At 66.7% G+C, this 23685-nt stretch carries 12 protein-coding genes, 1 tRNA gene and 2 pseudogenes; 12 read left to right on the forward strand and 3 right to left on the reverse strand.

Features of this window, described 5'->3' with window-relative positions; translation table 11 throughout:
* The first annotated feature begins 140 nt into the window (after positions 1-140).
* Complete coding sequence (locus OG295_RS30120) at positions 141-848, forward strand: 4'-phosphopantetheinyl transferase (protein WP_371679756.1); 708 nt, start codon at positions 141-143, stop codon at positions 846-848.
* Here OG295_RS30120 and ileS read toward each other — a convergent pair.
* The gene (gene ileS, locus OG295_RS30125; RefSeq protein WP_371679757.1) at positions 801-3998 is read right to left on the reverse strand and encodes an isoleucine--tRNA ligase; all 3198 of its coding nucleotides are present in this window, start codon (positions 3996-3998) and stop codon (positions 801-803) included. The two genes, OG295_RS30120 and ileS, sit on opposite strands and share 48 nt — an antisense overlap.
* A gap of 470 nt (positions 3999-4468) precedes the next feature.
* On the opposite strand from ileS, the gene OG295_RS30130 reads away from it, so the two are divergent.
* Positions 4469-4542 (forward strand) — tRNA-Ile (locus OG295_RS30130).
* 18 nt (positions 4543-4560) lie between these two features.
* Here OG295_RS30130 and OG295_RS30135 read toward each other — a convergent pair.
* Positions 4561-5163, reverse strand: a complete 603-nt coding sequence (locus OG295_RS30135; RefSeq protein WP_371679758.1) for a GNAT family N-acetyltransferase — start codon at positions 5161-5163, stop codon at positions 4561-4563.
* A 710-nt stretch (positions 5164-5873) separates the two neighbouring features.
* Between OG295_RS30135 and OG295_RS30140 the strand changes: the two are divergent.
* Positions 5874-6050, forward strand: a pseudogene (locus tag OG295_RS30140) (alkaline phosphatase family protein); the annotation flags it as partial.
* Positions 6051-6247: 197 nt separating this feature from the next.
* Here OG295_RS30140 and OG295_RS30145 read toward each other — a convergent pair.
* Complete coding sequence (locus tag OG295_RS30145; RefSeq protein ID WP_371679759.1) at positions 6248-7000, reverse strand: methyltransferase domain-containing protein; 753 nt, start codon at positions 6998-7000, stop codon at positions 6248-6250.
* 231 nt (positions 7001-7231) lie between these two features.
* Here OG295_RS30145 and OG295_RS30150 point away from each other — a divergent pair, with 231 nt between their 5' ends.
* From OG295_RS30150 to drmC, 9 genes and pseudogenes are all read left to right on the forward strand, one after another.
* The gene (locus tag OG295_RS30150; protein WP_371679760.1) at positions 7232-8035 is read left to right on the forward strand and encodes a methyltransferase domain-containing protein; all 804 of its coding nucleotides are present in this window, start codon (positions 7232-7234) and stop codon (positions 8033-8035) included.
* Positions 8036-8157: 122 nt separating this feature from the next.
* Positions 8158-8682 (forward strand): GNAT family N-acetyltransferase, encoded by a 525-nt coding sequence (locus tag OG295_RS30155; protein WP_371679761.1) that lies wholly within the window; start codon positions 8158-8160, stop codon positions 8680-8682.
* 226 nt (positions 8683-8908) lie between these two features.
* Positions 8909-8959: pseudogene (locus OG295_RS30160) on the forward strand (hypothetical protein); the annotation flags it as partial.
* 87 nt (positions 8960-9046) lie between these two features.
* Positions 9047-9298, forward strand: coding sequence for a hypothetical protein (locus OG295_RS30165; protein ID WP_371679762.1), 252 nt, complete (start codon positions 9047-9049; stop codon positions 9296-9298).
* 514 nt (positions 9299-9812) lie between these two features.
* Entirely contained in the window at positions 9813-13034 is a 3222-nt protein-coding gene (drmD, locus tag OG295_RS30170; RefSeq protein ID WP_371679763.1) for a DISARM system SNF2-like helicase DrmD, read from the forward strand.
* Positions 13031-17083, forward strand: coding sequence for a DNA methyltransferase (locus OG295_RS30175; protein ID WP_371679764.1), 4053 nt, complete (start codon positions 13031-13033; stop codon positions 17081-17083). The genes drmD and OG295_RS30175 overlap by 4 nt, the downstream gene beginning before the upstream one ends.
* Positions 17080-20841, forward strand: a complete 3762-nt coding sequence (gene drmA / locus OG295_RS30180; protein ID WP_371679765.1) for a DISARM system helicase DrmA — start codon at positions 17080-17082, stop codon at positions 20839-20841. The genes OG295_RS30175 and drmA overlap by 4 nt, the downstream gene beginning before the upstream one ends.
* On the forward strand, positions 20838-22865 hold the full coding sequence (gene drmB / locus OG295_RS30185; protein WP_371679766.1) for a DrmB family protein: 2028 nt from the start codon (positions 20838-20840) through the stop codon (positions 22863-22865). Before drmA ends, drmB begins: the two co-directional genes overlap by 4 nt.
* Positions 22858-23598, forward strand: coding sequence for a DISARM system phospholipase D-like protein DrmC (gene drmC / locus OG295_RS30190; protein ID WP_371679767.1), 741 nt, complete (start codon positions 22858-22860; stop codon positions 23596-23598). The genes drmB and drmC overlap by 8 nt, the downstream gene beginning before the upstream one ends.
* Positions 23599-23685 lie beyond the last annotated feature (87 nt).

Genomic DNA, 23685 nt, shown 5'->3' on the forward strand with positions numbered 1-23685 from the left:
GGGAAGCAGCCTCATCGAGGCGAATCGAATCCCACGGGTATGGACCGTCTCCTGACCGAAGAACCGCGAGCACAGGAGTACCCATGGCTAGACCGTCGCTCTTCGAGTCGCTGCTGCCTCCATGTGTACGAGTGGCGGAAATGGACCCGAGCGAGGGCCGTGTTTGGGCACTCGCTGCTGAGGAGCGAGCAGCGGTCTCTGATGCGGTGCCGCACCGTCAGCGGGAGTTCGCTGCCGGAAGACAGCTCGCGGCCGGGTTGATGGACGAACTCGGCCTGCCTCGGGTCCCCCTCATTGCCCATGCTGACCGGTCGCCGGTCTGGCCTGACGGTGTCGTGGGATCGATAACCCACTGTCCGAGCCGTGTCGCCGTCGCCGTCGTGCGCGCTGCCGATGCCGGTGGAATAGGGATCGACATCGAGCCGAGCACGCCGCTTCCCGAAGGTCTTGAGCCCCTGGTCCTCACAGCGGAAGAGGCCGGTCAGTTCCTCGGACGGCCGAGCATGGAGCAGGCGCTGCGCGGAAGGTTGGTGTTCTCCGCGAAGGAAGCGACCTACAAGGCGGTCTATCCGCTGACAAAGCAAGTCCTGGAGTTCGCTGACCTTGCGGTGTCGTGGGAGGCCGGGCGCTTCGTGGCTGTCCTCCGTCGTGCCGCACCACCGTTCCGGACCGGTACACGATTCGCCGGGTCCTGGGCATTGCATCACGGGTATATCGGCACGGCCGTGGTTCTGGGACAGGACCGGAGTCATGCGGCTGTGCCGCCGGGCGAGAACCCGGCGGCACAGCCGCAGGATGGGTCACATCCGGTGCAATCGCACGCTCACCTGAGCGCCATCGGCCACTGAACCGATCAACGTGGGGTCCGCGACACCGGCGTAGGAGACTGATGACGCCAGCACCTCACCTGCCATAAGCTGCTCGTGCCTGCGGACGGCCTCCAGCACCGTCTCCGAGGCGTCCAGCGTCAGTTTGATTCGCTCGGACAGCTCGAAGCCGGCCTCACGGCGGGCCTGCTGCACGAGCCGGATCACATCCTTCGCCAGTCCTTCGGCGGTCAGCTCAGGCGTCAGCGTTGTGTCCAGAACCACCAGTCCGGTGTTGCCCGGCAGCGCGGCGGTCTCATCCGGATCGGAGGCGACGAGGCGTTCGGTGAACTCGCCCGGCAGCAGCTCGATCCCGGCCGCGGTCACTCGGCCCTCGGCGTCCTGGTCATAGTCACCTGCCTTGACGGCACGGATCACCTTCTGGGTGTCTGGGCCCAAGCGAGGGCCGCAAGCCGACGCGTTGACCGCGATCTCGAATCGGCCGTGCGCCTTGACCTCGGAGGTCAGCTCGACCACCCGGACGTTTACTTCGTCACGGAGGATGTCGGTGAAAGGCTCGAGCGAAGCAGCGTCGGTGGTAGCCACGGTGAGCCTGGCCAGCGGGAGCCGGACCCGGAGTCCGCGTGCCTTGCGTAGCGATAGCGCCGCCGACGCGACCTCCCGTACGCGGTCCATCGCGGTGACGAGCTCGGGGTCGTGCGGCAGGTCACCGGACGAGGGCCAGTCCGTCAGGTGCACCGAGCGCTCGCCGGTGAGCCCCTGCCAGATCCGCTCGGTCGTGAAGGGGAGCAGCGGCGCGGCAACCCGTGCCGTCACCTCCAGCACAGTGTGGAGCGTGTCCATCGCGTCGACGTCGCCATCCCAGAACCGCTTGCGGGAGCGCCGGACGTACCAGTTGGTCAGTACCTCAGCATGAGCCCGGAGCAGCTGGCACGCCCCACCGATGTCGAGCGCGTCCATCGCGGCCGTGACGTCGTCGACGAGCGTGGCCGTACGGGCCAGCACGTACCGGTCGAGAACGTGCTTGCTGTCGGTCCGCCAGACTCCGCGGCGGTTGGCCACACCGGCGTAGAGGGACTGGAAGTACCAGGTGTTCCACAGCGGCAGGATCGCCTGGCGCACACCCTCACGGATACCTTGCTCGGTGACCATGAGATTCCCACCGCGCAGGATGGGCGACGCGAACAGGAACCAGCGCATCGCGTCAGAGCCGTCGCGCTCGAAGACCTCTCTAACATCGGGGTAGTTTCGCCGCGACTTTGACATCTTCTGGCCGTCGTCGCCGAGCACGATGCCGTGGACGAGCGCCGAGGAGAACGAAGGCCGGTCGAACAGAGCTGTGGCGAGCACGTGCAGCGTGTAGAACCACCCGCGCGTCTGCCCGTTGTACTCGACGATGAAGTCACCGGGGTAGTGGGTCTCGAACCACTCGGTGTTCTCGAAGGGGTAGTGCACCTGCGCGAACGGCATAGAGCCCGACTCGAACCAGCAGTCCAGCACCTCGGGCACCCGGCGCATGGTTGACTGCCCGGTCGGGTCGTCTGGGTTGGCCCGTGTGAGCTCGTCGACGTAGGGACGGTGCAGGTCGGTGGGGCGTACCCCGAAGTCTCGCTCCATATCGTCCAGCGAGCCGTAGACATCGATCCTGGGGTAACGCGGGTCGTCGGACATCCACACCGGGATGGGCGAGCCCCAGTACCGGTTGCGTGAGATGTTCCAGTCACGGGCGCCCTCAAGCCACTTGCCGAACTGGCCGTCGCGGATGTTGGCCGGCACCCAGTTGATATCCTGGTTGAGCTCCACCATCCGGTCCCGGAAGGCGGTCACGCGCACGAACCAGGAGTCGACGGCGCGCTGGATGAGCGGGTTGCTACAGCGCCAGCAGTGCGGGTACGGGTGATCGTACGTCTCGTGCCGGAGCAGCACGCCGGAAGCGTACGAAGCCCCGTCCCGCAGGTCCTTGATGATCGCGCGATTGGCTTCGAACACCTGGGTACCGGCGTACGGAGCCACTTCGGAGGTGAACTCGCCCCGCGTGTCGACCGGGATCACTACCTCGATCCCGGCGGCGTCGGTGACGGCCTTGTCCTCCTCGCCGAACGCCGGCGCGAGGTGCACCAGACCGGTGCCGTCCTCGACTGTGACGTAGTCGGCGGCCAGGACCACGTGGGCGTTCTCCCGGCCGGCGAAGAAGTCGAACGGCGGGGTGTAGGCGAGGCCGAGCAGCTCCGACCCCTTCAGCCGACGCAGAACCGTCGGCTCCTCGCCCAGTTCCCGGGCGTAGTGGGCGACCCTGGCCTCGGCCAGGACGTAGCGCTCCGCACCGTGGTCCGCGTCGGTTTCCACCAGCACGTAGTCGATGTCCGGATGCACCGCGACCGCCAGGTTCGACGGCAGCGTCCACGGGGTGGTCGTCCAGATCAGGGCCAGGGCGCCGTCGAGGCTCTCGCGGGATTCCGCGCCGGGCTCCGCCACGCCCGAATCTGGGGCGGACAGCCGCAGCCCGACGGTGACGGCAGGGTCCTGCCGGTCGAGGTAGACGTCGTCCATCTTGGTCTCGGTGGCCGAGAGGGGCGTCTCGCAGCGCCAGCAGTACCAGAGAACCCGGAATCCGGAGTAGACCAGCCCCTTGTCCCAGAGCTGCTTGAACGCCCAGATGACGGATTCCATGAAGGAGAGGTCCGACGTCATGTAACCGTTGTCGAAGTCGACCCAGCGGGCCTGGCGGGTGACGTAGTCGCGCCACTCCGACGAGTAGCGCATCACCGAGGCGCGGCACGCGTCGTTGAATGCCGCGATGCCCATCTCTTCGATCTCGGATTTGTGTCCGATTCCGAGCTGGCGCTCGGCCTCGACCTCGGCGGGGAGTCCGTGCGTGTCCCAGCCGAACTGGCGCTCGACGCGCTTGCCCCGCATGGTCTGATAACGCGGAACCGCGTCCTTGACGTACCCAGTCAGCAAGTGCCCGTAGTGGGGGAGCCCATTGGCGAAGGGCGGGCCGTCGTAGACGACGTATTCGTTGCTGCCGCGCTCTCCGGCAGGGCGCCCCTCGACCGAAGTGACGAACGTGTCATTGGTTGCCCAGAAATCCAGTACTTCGCGCTCGAGAGCGGGGAAGGATGGTTGTGCCGGGACGGCGGGGTATGGGCCAGTGTCCGACTGGTCGGCCATTGTGGTTCTCCTCGTGCTGCGGAATCGTCTTCTGCTTGCACGGGGACGACAGTCCGGTTTCCCGGACGCCGCGGTACCACCCCGCTTGCCGCCCGCGTCAGGACGACCGCTCGTTGAAGGCTATGACGGGCCCTTCCCGTCCGGTTCTACTCCGGTGTGCCGCACGAGGACGACTGTCCGTTTCTTCCGGAGGCTCCCCGGTGATGGCCGGATCGGCGCCTGTGGCGTGAGGGTACCTCAAATGCCGTCCGTGCACGCAGAATTGCAGCTGGGAGAGAGTGTCGGGGTGTGGTGGAGGCGATCTCGGTCGCACGTGGCCGAAACCCGCCCTGTTGAGGCGGTGAGGGGTGTGTAACTGCTAATCTGTCAGCGGTGGTTGTGGTCGATGGGGGCTTCTGTAGGGGTGCGGGATGTTCTGGTCGGGCTCCGCCTCCCACCCTGATACCCTCTGAGAAAGCACATCACGATGAGGGCCTATAGCTCAGTCGGTTAGAGCGCTTCCCTGATAAGGAAGAGGTCAGTGGTTCGATTCCACTTAGGCCCACTACATCAGCCATGCTGGTTAAACTGTCGTGCCGGATGGTTCTTCCGATCTCATTCTTGAGAGTCCGTCAATATATTGGCTGGCAGTAGCTGCCCCAAACGGGTCGCGGACCATCCGGACATTGGGGAGCTTGCCCCTCCAGAGCTCTCGTTCACCTGTCGTCTTGAAGCCGTACCGGGCATAGAAGCGGATCGCCCGGGTGTTGTAGGACGTCACCCACAGACGCGCAGGTACGTCCCCGGTCCATGAGAAGAACTCACTCATGAGTCGGCCCCCGACACCATGCCCCTTAACCCCGTCGAGCAGGTACATGGGCCCGAGATTCACCACCTCGTCTCGACGGCCGCACATGAACCCGCCGATCCCCGCCTCGGTTCGGACGATGCGGCAGAAGAACCGGTCAGGCTCATGCCAGGCGTCCCCGATGACATTCCGCCATCGGGTGATCCCCTCCGTCGTCACGACGGATCCGACGTTCTCCGTGATCCAGGCCTCGTCAATCCCGGCGTACTCGTTTGGATATGTCTGAAGCCAGGCTGCCAGATGCGCCCGGCTGACCGCCGTGGCGTCGTCGATGAGGGGAATGCAGATGATTCCGTAGCAGTCGTCCATAGTCGTCATGCCAGCAGCCTTTCGTGCCGGCGGGGCCGAATTAATGGAGATCGGCCAGTGCATTTAGCAGACTCGGATCGATAGGAACGTACGGTCACTGTCGATGCGGCTCAACTTACCTATGCTTTCATCACCCCTCAAGTTGATCAATTGACTCCGCTCCTTCCCGCCACCGTGCGTCCGGTGTCCCGTCGCTGGTCACCATCGTCACCTTGACAGAGGAGAAGCGCAGGTCGGCGGCGATCGAGGTGCAGCCGGCCGGGTGAGCCGCGTCAATGCGGACCGTGTGGGGGCTCGGCACCACGGCGTGAGGCCGGACGGCCCAGAGCATCCGGGCGGTCGGTTGACCCGGCCGAATACGTCCGCTGCGCGAGGCCGGAGATTGAATTAATTTCCCGGAACAGTCGGCCAAGAGTGGAATTTCAGCGAGGTGGCAGAACCGGCTGCATATTCCGGAGGGCGCTGCGTGCGCACCGGTAGAGCGAGACGGCCTCGTCCCGCCCAGCCTGGAGGCGCGGCACCCGTGCCCCGAGCTGACGGATTCGTCGCCGCCCATCCGCGATAGCACGTCGGGTGCGCTGGCGCCGGCAAGTCGACGGTGGGCTGGGAGGTCTCTGCGCAACTGTGCGCTGCGGAGGTACGCGCCCCAGTCGGTGGCGGAGCATCGCGAGGACGGTGACGACGATGAGCGTGACGAGGAACCATGTACTGGTCAGCTCCACGGTCCGGGCTCCTTCAAGAACGTCCCGCTGAACACCCGGAAGACCTGGGCGCAGTTCCCGCAGAACGACTTCTCCGCGCTGCCGGACCTGTCGTTCGTGGTCCCGAACCAGTGCAACGACATGCACTCCTGCTCGGTGAACACGGGTGACACGTGGACGAGGAACAACCTCGGTTGACGTTGACCTCGGCCACACGGACTCGCAGGTGGTGATCCCCTGCGGCGGACGCATCCGCGTAGACGGGTCAGAGCGCCGGGTCTTCGTGACGTACTGAGGGGTGGAGCCTCACCGAGTAGGACGCAGAGCGTCGCAGTGATAACGAGTCGCCTGCTCACTCTCCTGGACGCCGTGGACGAGCAGCCAGTGACCCATCAGATGCGGTGAGCTGCAACAAGCACTGCTGTCTCGGCGAAGAAGAAGCGCCCAGCCGCTGCGGCCCGTTGAACTGCGGCGTACCACTCGTCGATCTCGTCCAAGCCCACTGTGCTGTGTCCTCGACTGGTGGTCGACCGCAACGCTCCACGGATATCGCCGACCCGGCGAGCGGCATGGCCGGACAATTCAGTTGAGGAGGTCACTACGGTCTCTACATGGGTCCGGGCAAGCGGTGATGCTTGGACCAAACCAGGCAGCTTGCGCCCGATCCTCCCATCCGAGCTATCCATCCATGAGGGCGCGTCATCGGCGAAGGCGTGGCCGATCTTGCGGTCGAGGTCGACGGGAGCACCGGCGATCACGAGCGAGTCGAAGTCGGAATGGGACAGCACCGCGCGGCCACCCGGTCGCAGCACCCGCCACACCTCGTTCAGGAGCTGAGCCGGGTCAGGCAGGCACTCGAGAAGGTTGGACGAGACGACCGTGTCTACGCTGCCGTCCGCGAGAGGGAGCTTCTCGCGTAGATCCACGGAGCCCAACTCCACTGTGCCAGCGTGAGCCTGTAGACGCTCGCGAGCCGTGGCCAGAGCGAGCTCGGACCGGTCGAAGCCCGTGAGGTGCGCCAGCGGAAAGCGCCTCGCGAAGGCGGCCAAAGCCGGGCCACTGCCACAGCCTAAGTCGACGACTCGGCCCCGCTCCGGAAGCTCCGCGAGGTCTATAAACCGGTCGTGCAGCGTCTCGTTGGTCATGAGCACGCAGGCCTCTCCTTCTCGTACGACACGCCCGTGCATGTACGCGCCAGGTGCTGCACACCATAGGCCGCAGCGATGTTCCGCGGCTCCGGGATATTGGCGCTGGCGCTGAGATGTGTCCTGGGCACTGGTGTGCAAGTACCACCGGATTCTCTGTCCCGGGTCCGGCCCCGCAGCAGCCGGATATCGGGATGCAGGACGTTTGGCCGGGCCCTACCATCGCAAGGCATGACAAGCATCGACGAGCGGATCAGCGACTTCTACACGGAGTACGACGAGGCGTCCAGGCTGCATGCCACCGCGACGGGCCGCCTGGAGTTCGAGCGGACCCGGGAGCTGCTGCGCCGACGCTTACCTCCGCCGCCGGCCCGGGTACTGGACGTGGGCGGCGGCCCGGGTACGCACGCCCGCTGGCTCACCGAGGACGGCTACGAGGTGCTACTCCTGGACCCCGTGCCGAAGCACGTGGAACAGGCCCGCGCGCACGCGCCGGGGTGTTCGGCCGAGCTGGGAGACGCCCGCGACCTGGCCCTCCCGTCCCACAGCTTCGACGCGGTCCTGCTCTTGGGCCCGCTGTACCACCTGGCGGACCGCGTGGACCGCCTCAGGGCCCTCCGTGAGGCTCGCCGGGTCGCAGCACCGGGCGGTTTGGTGGCAGCCGCGGGGATCTCCCGCTACTCCTTGATGCAGGACTACACCGTCAGCGCGGGTCTGTCCCCGGAGCTGCTGGCTGGCGAGGTCACACAGGTGGTCCGTACCGGTTCCTACGACGGCAGCAGGGGGTTCACGGTGGTGCACTTCCACACCGCAGCCGAGCTTGCCCAGGAGGCCGGCGAGGCGGGGCTCAGCGGTGTGAGCGTGCATGGAATCGAGGGCCCGGGGTGGGCGTACGTAGTCGCGGCTGGCCGCTTCGCGGACCAGGAGGCAGCTGGAGCGCTGCTTGCGGACGCCATCGTGACGGCCCGCCTGGCGGACGAGCACGGCGTATTCGCCGACGCCTCGGTGCACGTCCTCGCGGTCGGTACAGCCTGAGGCCTGGCTCTGTCCATGAGAAGAACTGGCAGCACCGGTGGTTCCTCCCGCATGGCCGTGGGCGGAGCTTGATGGACTCCTTGATCTTGCTCTTCGCACGGCGACCCGTTCATGATTGTCGGGTGAGTCAGCACTCGGTGACCTTGGACAAGATCGTTTTGGATGACTGGCTGGCCGTTCACTCTTGGGCGTGCCTCCCGGAGGCGTGCCGCTATCAGTCCTGGGGGCCAAACACAGAGGTCCAGACGCAGGACTTCGTGGACTCCGCGGTCAACGCCTGGTCTGATACCCCTCAGCACCGGTTCCCCTTTGTCGCCCGCGTCGCGCGGGATGTGGTGGGCATGGGTGAACTGCATGTCCGCAGCCATAAGCAGCGTCAGGGTGAGATCTCATACATCGTGCATCCCCGAGTGTGGGGGCAGGGCATCGGCGCAGAAATCGGTCGACAGCTGCTCGCGTACGGGTTCGACGAGCTGGGGCTGCATCGGATCTATGCCACGTGTGACCCGAGGAATCTCGGCTCCTCCCGTGTGCTGTCCAAGATCGGTATGGCGTATGAGGGATGCCTGCGCCACACGGCGCTGCTCCACGACGGCTGGCGAGACTCCGTGATCTTCAGCAGCCTCGAAGTAGGATCGCGAGGATGAGCAGGGCGCTGCTCTCAGGCGGCCGTGTGCCATGCACCGACGAGCGAGTGAACGGAGGGGAAGCGGCTCTCCGGGGCAGCAGCCGTGGCCTTCCTGATGACGGCTAGCTGGCCAGGGGTGCCGCGCCGCTGTCTCTCGCTGTCGCCGGCATCGAGGAGTAGGTGCATCGCCTGGGTGTTCGGCCGAGCTCGGCGACGCCCGCGATCTCGCGCTCCCGTCCCACTGCTTCGAGGCGGTCTTGCTCTTGGGCCCGCCGTATCACCTGGCGGACCGCACGGATCGGCTCAGGGCCCTCCGGGAAGCCCGCCGGGTCGCGGTACCGGGCGGCCTGGTGGCAGCCGCGGGGATCTCCCGCTATTCCCTGATGCAGGACTACACCGTCAGCGCGGGTCTGTCCCCGGAGCTGCTGGCCGGTGAGGTCACGCAGGCGGTCCGTACCGGCTCCTACGACGGCAGCAGGGGGTTTACGGTGATTCACTTCCACACTGCGGATGAGCTTGCCCAGGAGGCCGCTGGAGCGCTGCTTGCGGACGCTATCGCGACGGCCCGCTTGGCGGACGAGTACGGCGTACTCGCCGACGCCTCGTCGCACGTCCTCGTGATCGGTACAGCCTGAGGCCCGCGGCTCGTAGGCGAGTCCTCATCCGGGGACGGGGCGAGGTTGTCGCAGGGCCGCGGGGATGAGCCGGGCCGCTCTCGGGCTGCCGTGTGCCATGCACCGACGAGCGTGTGCACGCTGGGGAAGCGGCTCTCCGGGGCAGCGGCCGTGGCCTTCCTGACGACGGCTAGCTGGGCAGGGGTGCCGCGCCACTGTCTCTCGTTGTCGCCGGCGTCGAGGAGTAGGCGCAGGGCTCGCCCGAGCGTGAACACGGTTGTTCTGATGTCGATGACGGAGCCCCGGACGAACTCTTCCGGGGCCATGAAGCGCCTTGAGTCGGGAGGCCAGTTTGTCTCCACGGTGGACAAGTCCGGGCCGGTAGCCGGAGGCCTGTTCGCCACGGCGGGCGATCTGAGGGAGTGCAAGCGGCCGTACCCCCAGTCGGGGATACTGGTACGTCGGTGATCTTCCCAAGTGATCTCGTAGTAGCGCGCATGGGCGGGATGATCGTGAGCCTGGGTGTGATACATCGATGAAGGAGTTTCGTCAGGTGGCGACCGCTACGGACTATCCGCAGGGCGCAGGTGGCGGCAACGAGCGGACAGCGGCGCTGCCGCCTATTCCTGAACCGGGGCAGGTGGTGAAGGTCCGGGGCTCTACGTGGGCGGTGTCGGATGTCCGTCGGCAGGGTCTGCCGCGGAGCCCCGCCGATGAGGGAGTTCCCGGCCTGGCCAACGTCGTGAGTCTGCAGTCGCTCGACGAGGACCGGCTGGGTCAGGAGCTGACTGTTGTCTGGGAGCTGGAGGTCGGGCACACCGTCGCCCCGAACCAGGGTCTCCCCGAGACAGTGCGGGCGGAGGCGTTCGACGACCCGAATACGCTCGCCGCGTTCGTGGACGCGGTCCGCTGGGGCGCGGTCACCTCGGCCGACGCGGATTCCTACCAGGCTCCTTTCCGGAGCGGCGCGAATGTGGAGGCGTATCAGCTGGAGCCGCTGAGGCGGGCCCTGCAGTCGTCGCGTACGAACCTGCTGCTCGCGGACGACGTGGGCCTGGGTAAGACCATCGAGGCCGGCCTCGTCGTGCAGGAGCTGCTCCTGCGGCACCGTGCGCGGTCCGTGGTCATCGTCTGCCCGCCGAGCCTGTCGTTGAAGTGGCAGGACGAGATGCGGGAGAAGTTCGGCCTCGACTTCGTCATCGTCAACAGTGAGCTGATGGCGAAGGTGCGGCGGAGCCACGGGTTGAACGCCAACCCGTTCCGGCTCTTCCCCCGTGTGATCGTGAGCATGGCCTGGCTGCCGTCGCTTCGGGCGCAGCGTCTACTGCGCGACGTGCTGGCCGATGTACGCAGCTCCGGGACGGCCCGCCGGTACGCGTTCGACGCACTGGTGGTCGATGAGGCGCACCATGTGGCGCCGGCCAGTCCGACGACGGCACCGGGCCAGCGCGGCTACGCGGTGGACAGCAAGCGGACCACGGCGACGAAGAAGCTCGCGGAGGCGTGCGAGCACCGGCTGTTCTTGAGCGCGACGCCGCACAACGGCTACTCGGAGTCGTTCACCGCCCTTCTGGAGATGATCGACGGCCGCCGGTTCACACGTGGCGCGAGCATCGATGAGCGGGCGCTGAGGGAGGTGATGGTGCGGTGGCTGAAGAGCGATCTACCGGAGAAGGGGTTCAAGGCCCGGAAGCTGGGGACCTTGCCATTCACGCCGTCGGCTGAGGAGCAGCGGCAGTTCGAGCGGCTGGAGCGGCTGCTGACAGAGAGTGCCCGGGCGAATGGCAAGGGATCGGGCGGCGACATCGTCGCGATGCTGCTGAAGAAGCGTTTTCTGTCCAGCCCATGGTCGTTCGCCCGCACGCTTGAGCTGTATGAGGCCGCGGACGGCGGCGACCGGCAGCTGCGGGTGGACGACGAGTACGAGTACTACACGGAGGTTCTGGGCAGCGCCCAGTCGGACGAGGAAGAAGGCGCGGCTGAGCACCCCGAGTTCACCGCGCTGCGCCACTCGAAGGGTTCGGACCCCCTGGTCGCGGCCACCAGCAGCGAGATCGCCTCACTCGTGGAGTGGGGGCGGGGGTATGAGCACAAGCCTGACTCCCGGCTGGAAGAACTGCTGTCCTTCCTGGGCGCCGTTTGCCGCCCCGATGGCCGCCACTGGACCAACGAACGGGTCGTGGTGTTCACCGAGTACGCGGCCACCCTCGACTGGATCGCTGGCATCCTGCGCCAGCGCGGCTACAACGATGTACTCGAGGTCATTCAGGGCTCGACCCCCACGGAGGAGCGGGAGAAGATCCGCGCCCGGTTCACCGAGAGCCCCGCCAAGCACCCGGTCCGCGTCCTGCTCGCCACCGACTCCGCAGGTGAGGGCATCGATCTCCAGACCCATTGCCACCGTCTGGTCAACTTCGACATCCCCTTCAACCCGTCTCGCCTGGAGCAGCGCATCGGTCGGATCGACCGGTATGGGCAAACGAAGAACCCGGAGATCTTCCACTTCGCACCCAACTCCGACTCCACGACGTACGACGCGGACATGAAGTTCATGGGGATCATCGCGACGAAGGTCGGGCAGGCCACCGAGGACCTCGGCAAGGTCAACCAGGTTATCGACGCCGAGGTGCAAGAGCACTTCGCTCCCACCCGTACGACGCCCAAGGCACGGCTGACAGCGCCGGACGACGCCAACGAGGTGATCACCCGCGTGCTGGCCGGCGGTATCGAGCTGAACCGCAAGCTGACCCAGCTGTCGGACACGTACGGCGAGGCCAAGGCGGCCATGCACCTTACGCCCGCCAACGCGCGCCGCGTCGTAGACACCGCTCTCACCTTGACCGCTCAGCCCCCGCTCGTCGAGATCGGCGACGACCGCACCGAGGCACAGGTCTTCGAGGTTCCCAACCTCGGCCGCTCCTGGCAGTCGGCGCTGCGTGGCCTGGACACCCGTCTTGAACCGGGCGTGCCGCGTCCCATCACCTTCGACGACCAGGCCGCCCAGCAGCGCACAGACCTAGTCCACATCCACCTCGGGCACGCCCTCATGCAGCGGGCCACCCGCACCCTGCGCTCCGCACTGTTCAGCACGGACTCCCCGGTCCACCGCGTCACCGCCGTCATCGCCCCCGACCTTCCCCAGTCGTGTGTCGCTGCCGTCTCCCGGCTCGTCCTGGTCGGACGCGGCGGGCTACGCCTCCACGAGGAGGTCTTCCTCACCGGCGTCCGCCTGCGCGGTCAGGCACTCGCGGAGGCAAAGGTCGAGCAGGTCCTCGACGAAACACTCGACTCCGAACAGCTGCTCCTCGCAGACGATGAAGTACGGGCCCACCTTGCCGAACAGTGGAACGACGACGGCGCCCGGTTGCGCAGCCGCCTGCTGACCGCGATGGAGCGCAAAAGCGCCAGCCGCCAGGAAAAGGTCACCGAGGCGCTCACCAAGCGCCGAGACTCCGACATCGCCCGCGCCCATGAGATCTTCGGCGCGTTCCGGATCAATCTGCGCGAGTCCCGTGACCGCCTGGAGCAAGCCATCCGCGCCGAGGAAGAGCTGCTGTTCACCGACGACCAGCAGAAGCAGCGCCGCCGCGACCTGAACCACATGAACGAACGCCTGGAGAGCCTGGGCGACGAGGAAGAGCGCGAGATCGCGTCGATCCGGGAGCGCTACAGCGACATCAGGCCCTACGTGTCGGCCGCCGCGGTCGTGTTCGCCCTGACCCCGGAAGACGCGAAGAACGGAATGGTTACGGCATGAGCCGCAAGTACGCCCCGACCGCCGCCGACCTGCATCGCGCCTGGCTCGAACTGGTCGATGCCGACGGCCCGTTCCTTGCTGTCCCCGCCCTGGAACGCGTCTGGCCCCAGGGCATCCCCCAGCCCGACGCCCGGGCGCTCGACGCCATCAAGGATGCCAAGCCCGCCTTCGAGAAGGCGTGGGAGAACTGGGACGAGCATCCCGGCGACGAAGCTGCTCTCGATCTCTACCGCGAGGCCCGCGATACCTGGGTCGATCTTGTCCTGCGCCAGGGCCTGCGCTGGGGTGCCTCGTACGTCGTTCCCGCCCCGGCCGCTGCCGAGGTCCACTCGCCCGACTACGTCATCACCGTGCGCGCCGACGGTGCCCTTATCCACGGTGACACCGTCGGTGCCCTGGTCTTCGTCACTGACCCGGTCGACTCCCTGCGTGACCCCCTCACGGACGGCTGGTCAGCCGGCCCCATCGACCGAATGGAAGAGCTGCTGCGCGCCTCGGGCAGCCCTATCGGCGTAGTCACCGACGGTCGCTGGTGGGCGATCGTCAGCGCCCGCCCGCAGACCATGGTCGCCTCCGGAATCGTCGACGCCCAGACCTGGATCGAAGAGCCCCCAACCCGCAACGCCTTCATCGAACTTCTGCAGCGCCGCCGGCTGATCGGCGGCAAACTGCAGGAGCGGCTGACCGAGCTGTTCGGCGAGTCCGTCACCGCCGCCGAGAAGATCACCGAAGCCCTCGGCACCCAGGTTCGCCGCGCCGTCGAACTCACCGTCCAGGCCTTGTCTGAAGGCGCCCTGGAGGCGCGGCGACGCGGCGAGCCTGATCCGTTGCCCGAGCAGCGCGGCGAGGTCTACGAGGCCGCCGTCACTGTCATGATGCGCGTCGTCTTCCTCCTGTTCGCCGAAGAGCGAGGCCTGCTGCCGCAAAGCCGTCTCTTCGCAATGGGCTATGGCATCAGTGACGAACTAGACCTCCTCGACGCACGGGAAAAGGAAGAGGGTGAACAGTCACTCGATGCCACCTTCCTGACCTGGCACCGACTTCTCGCCACCTCCCAAGCCCTCTACCGGGGCGCGACCTTCGAAGACCTGCGTCTGCCCGAGTACGGCGGCTCCCTCTTCGACCCGGCCCGCTTCCCCTTCCTCACCGCGTGCGACTCCCAGGACACCTTGGCCATTACGGTCAGCGACCGTGTCATGCTCGAAGTCCTGCGCGCCGTCCAGATCGCCCAGCTGCCCGGCGGGGCCCGCCGGATCTCCTTCCGCGACATCGACGTTGAACAGATCGGTTACATTTACGAGGGTCTCCTCGGTTACTCCTGCGAGCCCGCCGAAGAGATCGTCGTCGGCCTCATTGGTAGCGCAGGATCCGAACCCGAGATCCCCCTTGCCACCCTCGAGGAACTCAGTCAGGCCAAGCGCACCGAAGCCGCACGGACCGATGCGATCCTCGCGTGGATCAAGCAGAACCAGCCGGCGGCGAAGCCGTCCAGCAAGGCCGCCCTCGCCAAGGCACTGAAGGAGGGCGAGACCCTCGACGACACCGAGATCGCCCTGCGCGACGTCACCGACGATCCCGAACTACGCGAACGGCTGCGCCCGTTCATCGGCATCATTCGCCGTGACCTACGAGGCCGCCCACTCGTCGTTGAACCCGGCGGCGTCCTGCTGGTGGAGACCCCCTCGCGGGCCTCGGCGGGCGCGCACTACACGCCGCGCTCACTGGCCGAGGAAGTCGTCCGGTACGCACTCGAGCCCCTCGTCTACGCACCCGGCCCACACCAGACCGCCAACCAGGACACGTGGCGGCCGCTCGACTCCGACCAGATCCTCGAACTGCGGATTGCCGACATCGCCTGCGGCTCAGGCGCCTTCCTCGTCGCCGCCGCCCGCTACCTCGCCGACCGCCTCGTCGAGGCGTGGCAGCGTGAGGGCGTGGCATATGGAAGGACGCCCCACGACCTGCTCGTCCACGCCATAAGGACCGTCGTCGCGACCTGTCTGTACGGCGCCGACATCAACGGCATGGCCGTGGAAATGTGCAAGCTGTCACTGTGGCTGGTGTCGTTGGACCCCAAGCTGCCCTTCTCTTTCGTCGACGACAAGGTGCTCCACGGCAACGCCCTGCTCGGCCTGACCGACGCCGACCAGCTACGCCGCCTCCACATCAACCCCGCCGCGGCCGGTGACCAGCTCAGCGTCTTCGCCCTGGACGTCGACGACATCCTGAGTCAGGCCACCCGCCTGCGCCGCCAGCTTGCTACGGAGGTCGACGACAGCGACCCACAGCGCTCGGCCGCCACCAAGCGGCGCCAGTGGCGCAGGTACCAGGAACTGACCGCGCAGCTCGCCGATGTCGCGGACGGGGTGATCGCGGCCGGGCTGCAGTGGGGCGGGAAGCCCGGGAAACAGTTGAACGCGGCGTACGCGAATCTGCGCATCGCGGTGGAGAACGCGTACCCCGCCGGGGGCGACGAGACGGACCGGGATCGGACGATGCTCGACGGCATCAAGGAGGTCGGGCTCACTCCGACGGTGACGACGGACTACGCGAGGTGGAAGCCGCTGCACTGGATTCTGGCTGTGCCGGATGTGATGGAGCGGGGCGGGTTCGACGCGATGATCGGGAACCCGCCGTTCCTGGGTGGCCAGAAGCTCACAGGATCGATGGGGACTAACGTCCGCGACTGGTTCGTCAACACACTTGCGGGCGGGAGGAAGGGGAGCGCGGACCTGGTGGCGTACTTCTTCCTGCGCGCATATGAGCTGCTGTTGCGGCGCGGTGGGCTTGGGCTGATTGCAACAAACTCCGTCGCCCAGGGAGACACCCGACACGTCGGCCTTGATCAGTTGGTATCGAAGGACTTCACCATCACTCGCGCGATTCAGAGCCGGTCGTGGCCAGCGGCCAGTGCCAACCTGGAGTATGCGGCAGTGTGGGGCAGCCGGGCTGACGTCAATTCGACGGTGCCCCGGATCGTCGCCGAGGTCGAAAAAGACATCGAGGTTGAGCGGATCTCCACCCTGTTGGAACCGGGCGGCCGGGTGGACAGCAACCCGGTGCGGCTGGCGAAGAACGTTGGGATCGCGTTCCAGGGCTGCATCGTGCTGGGCATGGGCTTCGTGCTGGAGCCAAATGAGGCTGCGGCCTGGATCGAGGCCGATCCGCGGAACGAAGAGGTTCTTTTTCCGTACCTCAATGGTGAGGACCTCAATTCCCGCCCAAACAGCTCACCTTCACGATGGGTCATTGACTTCAACGATAGGTCGGAGCAGCAGGCGCAGGAGTACGAGCTGCCATATGAACGGGTGCTAGAGCGGGTAAAGCCCGAGCGGGCGACGAATAAACGAAAGCCTCGACGCGAGCGGTGGTGGCAGTTTGCCGAGCTGGCGCCCGCGATGCGGAGGGCGATTGCCGACGCTGACTTGGAAGAGGCGCTGGTTATTGCACGAGTCAGTAAGACTGTGATGCCCCTTCGTGTTTCAACACGACAGGTTTTCCATGAAAAGCTAGTTGTGTTCGCGAAGGGGGAATCCGTAGATCTGGCGGTATTGTCCAGTGGCCCACATCAGTTGTGGGTGATCAAATACGGCACCACGATGCGGATCGACCCGACGTACACGCCATCGACCGTATTTGAGACCTTTCCACGCCCGGACGCGAACGAACATCTTGCCGAGGCAGGCGAACTACTCGACGTCGACCGACGTGAGATCATGCTCCGCCGCGGCCTCGGCCTGACCAAGCTTTACAACCTGGTCAACGACCCCGGCATCTCCGACTCTGCCGATCCTGACGTAGCTCATCTCCGCGAGATCCACGTTCAACTCGACCGGGCCGTGATGGCCGCCTACGGCTGGGACGACGTCCCCTTGGACCACGGCTTCCACACCTACCGGCAGATGGAGCGCTGGACGGTGAGCCCCGCCGCCCGGGTGGAGATCCTCGATCGCCTCCTCGAAGAGAATCATCGCCGTGCCGCCTCGCAAGGCGTTGTCAGTCCCACCGGCAACAATGAAGCCACCGAGGAAGAGGAGGGAGACGAGTGACCACCCCCCAGAGCAACAGCGCCCAACCCGTAGCAGGCGCCTCCCAGGCCCCGCCGTACCGACTCGCCCTCGACCCCGACGGCCGTTCCTGGACGGCCCGCGAGAACCTGGTCGACATCCTGGAGCGTGAGCTCCTGGGCCCGACCAACGGCCCGGACGAGATCCTCGAAGGCGTTCCTGACTCGGCCTACCTGGTCGGCCGGATCGCGCCCGTTCGGCTCACCGCCGGCCGCGACGACCTGGGCGAGGCGGGCTCGGACGATGCGGCGAGCGACGTTGGCGATGCGGTGGACGCCGACGAGAGCCGAGGTGTGCCGCTGACCGCCGTTGACGACAGCAGTGCCAGTTCGGAGGAGGACGACGTCGAGGACCAGCCCCAGAAGCGTGGGCTGATGATCCCGGCGTCGATGGGGCTCCGATGCCAGGTCCCTGATGATCTGGACGAGATCACGGTGACCGCCTCATGGGGCACGTACGAGCCGGTGCAGGAGAAGCGCGGCGAGGGGACGGAAGCGGCGGGGATCCCGGACGACGTGCCTGCTCTTCCCTTCCGCCGGTTCCAGCGCACCCCGCACTCCATCCCTAAGACGATCAAGATTGCTGATCTCAAGCAGTCCCGTACGACCGAGATCCCCCTGAAGGACAAGGTCGTGCTCCGGGTGGATCGTTACGACGATGTCGAGCGTGGTTGCCGTCTGATAGAGCTGGTGTTGTGCAACGACCGGGAGACCCCGCGCAAGATCCCGGTGGAGGCGTGGCTGTACCAGACCAAGGTGTCGGTGTCGGCTGGTGGGGCGGAGGTGTTCCTGCCGGTCAATGACGTCCTTCTCGATACGCGCGAGGAACAGGAGGACGAGCTGCGTCGGCTGCGGCTTCAGTACCGCAACCGTTTGGAGTTCGCTCACGGTCGGACCTGCTCGGTGGACTGGAAGGTGGCAGAGGGGGCACGCAGGGCGAGCGAGGTCTGGACCACGTGGCTGCCGGTGAGTGAAACGCCGCAGACGGCTGCGGAGGAGATCGGGGCGGCCCTGCTGGACATGCGCAAGCTCCAGGGAGCATCAGCCGATGAGCTGCGCACCGGGCTTGAGCCGATCATCGCGGGCTATGTGGCGTGGCTGGACGGCGAAGAGCAGCGGGCCGAGGCCCTGCCGGAGCACCTGCGGGCGGAGGGGCTGGAGGCGGTGGGCGACGCGCGCCGGGTGCAGCAGCAGCTCGCGGACGGTCTGACGTTCCTCCTCGGGGACGAGGAGGCGTTGCGCTGCTTCCGGTTCATGAACCGGGTGATGGCCGACCAGCGTGTGCAGTCGCAGGTCGCGGAGCGGCGGGCGAGCGCTCCCGAGGAGAGCATCGAGGCGGCCCGCGAGGCGATCCTCGCCGAGAAGGGGGCCCGGGCACATTCGTGGCGTACTTTCCAGCTCGCCTTCGTGCTCATGCAGTTGCCGCTACTGTCCGATGCAGCGGCTGAGAAGCGGTCGGGGGATCTTGCCAAGGCGCAGCTGCTGTTCTTCCCGACCGGTGGCGGCAAGACCGAGGCGTATCTCGGTCTGGCGGCGTACACCTTCGCGATCCGCCGCCGCCAAGGGGTCGTGGATGCCTTCGACGGGCCGTTGGACGGGCGGTCCGGGGTCGCCGTCCTCATGCGGTACACGCTGCGCCTGCTCACCGCCCAGCAGTTCCAGCGTGCCACCACTTTGGTGTGCGCCGCGGAGATGGCGCGGCGTGATGATGTGGCGACTTGGGGAGAAGAACCGTTCCGGATCGGGCTGTGGGTTGGTACCGATGTGAGCCCGAAGCGGTATGACGAGGCCGCCGAGCAGTTGCAGAAGGCCCATGGGGGTCGCGGTTATCGGTTGACGGTGCTGCAGATCCAGCGCTGCCCGTGGTGCGGTACCCGGGTCGAGGCACGGGACGTGCGGACGGAGCCGGCGCTGCGCCGGGTGTACGTGTACTGCGGAGACGAGCTGGCCGAGTGCCCGTTCGCCGACGGTGGCGAGGTCCCTGACGGGCTGCCGGTCCTCACTGTCGACGAGGAGATTTACCGGCTCGCGCCGGCGTTCGTCATCGCCACCGTGGACAAGTTCGCCCGTATGGCGCGGGAGGGTGAGGCCGCCTCACTCTTCGGGCATGTCTCGCGGCGCTGCGACCGGCACGGGTTTGTCCACCCTGACTATCAGCAGTGCGACATCAAGGAGGGCAGCAAGCACCCCAAGAAGGATGGCTACCCGGCCGCCCCGGTGCATCCGGCGACCCGGCTGCGGCCCCCGGATCTCGTCATCCAGGACGAACTCCACCTGATCACGGGAGCTCTCGGAACCACGGTTGGCCTGTTCGAGGTGGCCATCGATGTGATGACCGACTGGCGGACGAAGGACGGGCGCCCGGTGCGTCCATTGCTCGTCGCCTCCACCGCCACCGCACGCAACGCCTTCGAGCAGGTCCGTGCGTTGTACGGGCGGGATGTCACCATCTTCCCGCCGCAGGTCCTGGACGCCGGGAACACCTTCTTCTCCAAGGAGCTCCCTGTTTCCGAGGAGAACCCGGGGCGCCGGTATGTCGGGATCAGCACGACCGGAGTGCGTCTGACCACGGCGGAGATCAGGGTTGCCGAGGTCCTCATGGCCGGCGGGCAGCTGCTGCTCGACCGCTCGGGCAGTGTGGCCGATCCCTATATGAGTCTGGTCGGCTACTTCAGTGCCACCCGTGAGCTGGCGGGCATGGCTCGGTATATGAGCGATGACATCCAGACTGCGCTGGCGAAGGGCCGGCCCTGGTCGAAACTGCCCCGCCGCACTGGTACCGAATTTGGTTCGCTGCACGTAGCCGAGCTGACCTCGCGCGTGGCCAGCGCCGAGATCACCGCGACCTTGGACCGGATGGCGATGCCGTTCGACCCCGCCTTCGACTCCACGGCGGGCAAGCGAAGTCGGCGCGCGCTGCGGGAGGCGAAGAAGCCGGAACCCACCCGCGAGGTCAACCCGTACGACGTGGTGCTGGCTACCTCCATGCTGCAGGTGGGTGTCGACGTGACCCGGCTCGGTCTGATGCTCGTGGTCGGTCAGCCGAAGAACACAGCCGAGTACATCCAGGCGTCCTCCCGCGTCGGCCGGGACGCGGACCGGCCCGGCCTTGTCCTCGCCCTGGGGAACTGGGCGCGGCCTCGTGACCTCGCCCATTTTGAGCAGTTCAGGCATTACCACGAGACGTTTTACGCGCAGGTCGAAGCGCTGTCCGTGACCCCGTTCTCGGTGACCTCTTTGGAACGGGGTCTGGACGGTGTGCTGGTCAGCGCTGCCAGGGTCCTGCAGGCTGCCAAGGCTGGCCACGGCCAGGGGTTGTCCCCGGAGGGCGGTGCGGGCCGTATCGAGGCCGAGCAGCAGTTCGCCGATGAGCTCACCAAGGCGCTCGTGCGCCGGATCGAACGGGCCGGGGACGAGGACGCGGCAGAACGTGCCCGGCTGCGTCTGAAGAACCGGCTCGACCAGTGGGGGCAGCGGCGCAAGCACCTCGCGGAGCACCGTAAGTCACTGGTGTACGAGAGGGTCGTGGACGACACTCGGCACGATGCGCTGATGATGGGTGCGGAGAACGCCAAACCGGGCCTCGAAACTCGGGACGCGCCGCCGTTTATTGTGGCCAACTCGATGCGTGAAGTGCAGCCGGAGATCAACCTCCTGGTGAGCCCGATCAAGGAACGACTGGTGTACATCGCACCCGTCAACGCACCCCAGTGGGTGATGCCGGAGGAGAAGAAGTCATGACCGAGGAGACGCGCTTCGTCTACGACGCGACGAAGGCAGTGGACCCGCTCGGCGACCTGGAGGAGGAAGCCGAGAAGCAGGCCAAGCACAACCGTGCCAAAGTCGGCTCGGCCCGTCCCTCCTCCCTCCTCTACACCTACGGCCCCGGTTCGATCATGGACCTGCCGCAGTTCACGGTCATGCCCACCGGCCTGGACGACTGGGAGCAGATCTGGCGCCGACGTGACTCCCTGCCGCCGACGATCCACGCCCCGCGGCTGCGGGACGCCGTCCGGAAGATGCTGCGCTCGCCCGACGTACAGCTGCACCCCCACCCCTGGCAGCCCAAGAAGAACAGCCGCTCCACCGAAGGCAACGACCTCGGTGTGCCGGCGCGCGTGTTCCCGCAGTGGCTACGGTGCACCGGCTGCGACATGCTCGGGCTGCTCTCCCAGTTCGACTACAAGAACACCCACCCGTTCCGTACGGACCTGGCCGGCTTCGAGCACGCCAAGTGCACCGGGCGGTCCGGGAGCCGCAGCCGTAAGGCGATGCGCCGCACCGCGGTCCCCGCCCGGTATCTACTGGCGTGCGCAGACGGGCACCTGGACGAGTTCCCCTATGACCTGTGGGTGCACCACGGGCATCCGTGCACCAAGGCCGAGATGCCTGCGCTGAAGATGGTCGACCGGACCGCCGGCAAGGGCGCCTCGGCCATGATCAAGTGCGCGTCGTGCGACATGCAGCGGCCCATGAACGAGGCCCAGGGCGAGGTTGGAAAGGAAAAGCTGCCCAAGTGCCGGGGGCGCCACCCGCACTTGGACGCCTTCGAACCGGGAGGCTGCGGGAAGGACACGCGGCTGATGCTGGTCGGCGCCTCCAACCTGTGGTTCCCGGCCACCCAGTCGATCATCGTCATGCCGGAGTCCCAGCAGGAGGAGGCCAGCGACCTCGCCGACCGGATCCGTATCACGCTCGGTGACAAGCTCGGCAAGTACCGGCAGCATCTCGACATGATCCGGGACCTGCTGGACGGCCGGGTGGACGTCACCGCAGTGGCCGACCACGAGCTGGAAGCGGTCCTGGAAACAGCATCTGCCCCCCCGGCTACGCCGGAGGAACTGGACGAGGAACTCCGTAACTGGGACCCGGTCGACCTGCTGGTACCCGAATGGCGGTTCCTGTTGCCGGACATCGACGGCGAGCGGGTCGCAGACCTCAAGAGCGGACTCACCCTGGCCACGCGGCAGCGAGGCGAGCAGCTCCAGCCGGAAGTCACCCGTGTCCTGGCTGTGGAGAAACTCCGAAAGGTCAACGCGCTCGTCGGCTTCACACGGATCGACGACATGGACCGTGTCGGAGACTTGCCGCGCCGCCTGGCGCCTTTGACGCGTACGCCCCGCCCGACCTGGACGGTGGCGACCGAGGACCGCGGAGAAGGCATCTTCCTCCAGCTCGACGAAGACCGCGTCGCGGCCTGGGAGAAGCGCATCGGGGACACCGGCCTCTGGCAGGCCCACCGTGAAGCCCACAAAAGGAACTTCGAACGACGCTTCTCCGAGACGGCAGCCCACGTCAGCCCCGACAGCCGGCTCAAGCCACCGCGCTACTGGCTCGTCCACACCTTCGCCCACATCCTCATCCGCGAACTCGCCCTCACGTGCGGCTACTCCGCCGCCAGCCTCAGTGAACGTCTCTACGCCTGGCCCGCCGCCGAAGGACGCGAACCCGCGGCCGGACTCCTTATCTGCACCACCGCATCCGACAGCGACGGGACCCTCGGCGGACTGGTCCAGCTCAGCGAACCCATCCGCCTCCAACGAGTCGTCGCCGGCGCCCTCCGCAAGGCACGCCGATGCTCCTCCGACCCCGTCTGCTCCACGCGCACGCCCCGGACTCCCGAGGACTTCCTCCACGGCGCCGCCTGCCACTGCTGCGTCATGGCCTCGGAAACCTCCTGCGAGCGGGCCAACCGATTCCTCGACCGTCGGTTCCTCACTGACCTACCCGGGAGCAACCTCGGGTACTTCTCGGCCAATGAGTGAAGCCCAAGCCGCCCGACGCCTCGGCCAGCTCCTCACCATGACCGAGGCCAAAGGCATAGCCGACCGACTCGCCGACGGCGACACACTCACCACTGCACTCAAGGTGATCGCTGCCGGCCACCGGGCAGAGGTCCGCGCCCTCCTGGACGCGGTCGCCGCAGGCCCCAGAACGCCACGGAGACTCATCCCCCTCCTGCGCGCCGTGGAAGGAGCACGCACGCTGCCCACCACGCTCACCCCTCTGTGGACCATGCCCGGACACCTGGTCCAGAGCGGCCCGCTCACCACCTCCGTGCCCCACCTGGTGGACAACGCACGCCACTCAGTGACGTGTTCCACCTTCAACTTCCAGAAAACCTCTGGCCTGTGGGCCGCTTTGCAGAGGGCAGCGCAGCGCCCCGGGGTCTCGGTACGCGTCTACATGGACACCCAAGCTGCAGACAGCAGCGGGCAGTACCGCTCGCCCACGACCACCGAGGTGGCCGGGCATCTGAAACCCGCAGAAGTGTGGCGAACCCAGGACTTCGATGGAACGTACGTCCGTAACCACGCCAAGTTCCTCGCCATCGATCACCATCTCCTGCTGGTGACCAGCGCGAACTTCTCGTGGAGCGCGGAGAACAACAACGTCGAGTTCGGTGTTCTGATCGACAACCCGAACCTCACCGAAACCGTCGAGCGGGAAATACGCGAGGCAGAAGGAAGCCTGTACGAGCAGGTAAAGGCCAGATAGGGCCAGACCGTCACAACCCCTGGATCGGGTCGTAGCCGGTTCTCGCTCCGACCTGGGAGATCGCCCACGATGCGGCTTGTGAACTGT

The organism is Streptomyces sp. NBC_01276 (assembly GCF_041435355.1).
Classification (GTDB): domain Bacteria; phylum Actinomycetota; class Actinomycetes; order Streptomycetales; family Streptomycetaceae; genus Streptomyces.